General features: G+C 62.1%; 3 protein-coding genes. All 3 read left to right on the top strand.

Features of this window, described 5'->3' with window-relative positions; translation table 11 throughout:
- The first annotated feature begins 274 nt into the window (after positions 1-274).
- Genes tnpB through AB0305_RS22955 form a run of 3 tightly spaced genes read left to right on the top strand, consistent with a single transcriptional unit; the run spans position 275 to position 2671 of the window.
- Positions 275-634 (top strand): IS66 family insertion sequence element accessory protein TnpB, encoded by a 360-nt coding sequence (tnpB, locus tag AB0305_RS22965; RefSeq protein WP_003460146.1) that lies wholly within the window; start codon positions 275-277, stop codon positions 632-634.
- Positions 635-653: 19 nt separating this feature from the next.
- A complete protein-coding gene (locus AB0305_RS22960) occupies positions 654-2216 on the top strand; it encodes an IS66 family transposase (RefSeq protein WP_011920681.1) in 1563 nt (520 codons plus the stop codon).
- Between the two features lie 32 nt (positions 2217-2248).
- Positions 2249-2671, top strand: coding sequence for a hypothetical protein (locus AB0305_RS22955; protein ID WP_366174170.1), 423 nt, complete (start codon positions 2249-2251; stop codon positions 2669-2671).
- Positions 2672-2711: the final 40 nt, after the last annotated feature.

Genomic DNA, 2711 nt, shown 5'->3' with positions numbered 1-2711 from the left:
CAACGGACTAAGCTTGGGAAGCCGTTCGAGCGGGTAACAGCTGCCGGCATTGCGCTCCAGTATAAGTGTTAGCCGTGAGATTCGACGGTTCTACGTGCGTGACCCTTTTGGCAAACTCCCTGAACATCCTTCAGCACGATTTACTGAAAACACACATGCCCGGTTCATGCTTTCGGGGCCATGTCACAGCAGCGTATCCGCTCCATAAACCCCACCTGCCCATAGCCCGCAGATCATTGGAAGCTGAACTCCCGTTTTCACCGGAGTTCATCCCATGATGCGTCCCGACGCCAAGGTGCAGAAGGTCTACCTCTACCCAAAACCCGTCGATTTCCGCAAATCCATCAACGGCCTGGCCGCTCTGGTCGAGCTGGACATCAAGGTGGAAGTGTTCAACCCCGTGCTGTTCGTGTTCCTCAACCGCACCCGCAGTCAGGTCAAGATCCTCTACTGGGAGCGCAATGGCTTCTGCCTGTGGCTCAAGCGTTTGGAAGCCGAACGCTTCAAGACCAAGCCCGATGCCGGCGACGAGGCCATCGAGCTGACGGTCGATGAGTTGAACTGGCTGCTCGACGGCATCGACCTGTGGCGCAACCGTCCGCACCAGATACTGACGCCGCGTTTCGTGACCTGAGCCGGTATAATCCACGGCCATGATCGCCGTGCCCGCCCCCCTTCCTGACGACCCAATCCTGCTCAAGCATTTACTGCTGCTGGCCAGTGAACAGGCGGCTGCGAAAGATGCTCGCATAGAACAACTTCAGGAACAGGTCGCCCTGCTGCGCCACAAGTTGTTCTCGCCCAAGTCCGAGCGCAGCCCTGAAGACGCCGACTCACCGCAGTTGGCCATGTTCAACGAGGTCGAAGAGCTGATCGAAGCGGCCGCTGCGCCAAGCGAAGCCGAAGCCGAAGCCGAAGCCGAAGCCGAAGAAATCGTTGCGCCGGTCAAGCGCCGTGGCAAGCGCAAGCCGTTGCCGGCCAACCTGCCGCGTGTCGAAGTCATCCACGACCTGCCCGAGCACGAGCTGACTTGCGCCTGTGGCGCCTGCAAACAAGTCATCGGCGAGGAGACCAGCGAACAGCTGGAGATTATCCCGATGCAGGTGCGGGTCATCCGCCATATCCGCAAGACCTACGCCTGCAAGGCCTGCGAAGCGGCGCCGCTCACTGCCGACAAGCCGGCCCAACTGATCGAGAAGAGCCTGGCCAGCCCCAGCGTGTTGGCCATGCTGCTGACCACCAAGTACGCCGACGGCATCCCGCTGTACCGCTTCGAGAAGATGCTCAGCCGCCACGGCGTCGACATACCACGCCAGACCCTGGCGCGCTGGGTGATCCAGAGCGGTGAACAGCTGCAACCGCTGCTCAACCTGCTGCGCGACAAGCTGCTCGAATACCCCGTTTTGCACTGCGACGAAACGCGCCTGCAGGTGCTGCATGAACCGGGACGCGATCCCACCGCGCAGTCCTGGATGTGGGTACAAAGCGGTGGACCACCGGATAAGCCGGTGATCCTCTTCGACTACACCGCCAGCCGCGCGCAGGAGGTGCCGCTGCGCTTGCTCGACGGCTATCGCGGCTACCTGATGACCGACGACTACGCCGGCTACAACGCCGTGGCCGCGCAAGAAGGCATCGAACGCCTCGGCTGCTGGGCGCATGCGCGGCGCAAGTTCGTCGAGGCGCAGAAAGTGCAACCCAAGGGCAAAACCGGCCGTGCCGACATGGCGCTGAACCTGATCAACAAGCTCTACGGCATCGAGCGTGACCTGAAGGACGCCTGCGATACCGAGCGCCTGGTCGCCCGTCAGCAACGCAGCCAGCCGCTGCTCGATCAACTCAAGACCTGGCTGGACAAGACCCAGCCGCAGGTCGTCGGGCAGACGGCGCTGGGCAGGGCGGTGAACTACCTGGCCAGCAACTGGAGAAAGCTGGTGCGCTACGTCGAAGGTGGACATCTGCCGATCGACAACAACCGCGCGGAGAACGCCATCCGCCCGTTCGTTATCGGGCGCAAGAACTGGCTGTTCAGCGACACGCCCAAGGGGGCCACGGCCAGCGCACAGATCTACAGCCTGATCGAAACCGCCAAGGCCAATGGCCAGGAGCCTTACGCCTGGCTGCGCCACATCCTCGAACGCCTGCCGGCCGCCAATAGCGTCGAGGATTACGAAGCGCTGCTGCCGTGGAATTGCTCGCCAGTGAGCGCATCCTGACAGACCCGCCCCATCAGCAGTAGGTGGGGTTTATGGAGCGGTTACTCTGCACCAGCGCCCAGGCCGGCACCTATGAATGGACGTCCGGCTGGGGCATGGGCGTCAGTGAGCATCTGGTGGACGACGGCAACGGCAACGAGTTGAACATCTCCTGCCCGGACTACGAGGAAGATGGCTATGTCCGCGCCTACGCCAGCATCGGCGGCCGGCAGTACAGCTCCGAAGAGGGCAATGGCTTCGACGTGATCATCGACGGCGAAACCTACAGCAACCCCTTCTTCACCGACTGCCGGGTGTGCGGGGCCAACTTCCCCGGCTTCTGGGAGGTCTTACGCCAAGCCAATCACCTGAAGCTCGTTGCGGACGGCAAGACTATCAATCTGCCCACCAAAAACATCTCCAGCGTACTCCAGCCGCTGGGGAACCCGGAGAACAGCTGCCGCTCGGCCTGGTAGGGCAGCCACAGCGACGCGATCTGTCGCCCCAGGGTGTCAC

Source organism: Arthrobacter sp. NPDC080086 (genome assembly GCF_040702285.1).
Note: the sequence above shows the minus strand (reverse complement) of the source record. Positions and strands in the feature narration are given on the sequence as shown.

Excerpts from the sequence above, each read along its gene's own strand:
- tnpB (WP_003460146.1), top strand. The coding sequence starts at position 275 with ATGATGCGTCCCGACGCCAAGGTGCAGAAGGTCTACCTCTACCCAAAA.
- AB0305_RS22960 (WP_011920681.1), top strand. The coding sequence starts at position 654 with ATGATCGCCGTGCCCGCCCCCCTTCCTGACGACCCAATCCTGCTCAAG.
- AB0305_RS22955 (WP_366174170.1), top strand. The coding sequence starts at position 2,249 with ATGGAGCGGTTACTCTGCACCAGCGCCCAGGCCGGCACCTATGAATGG.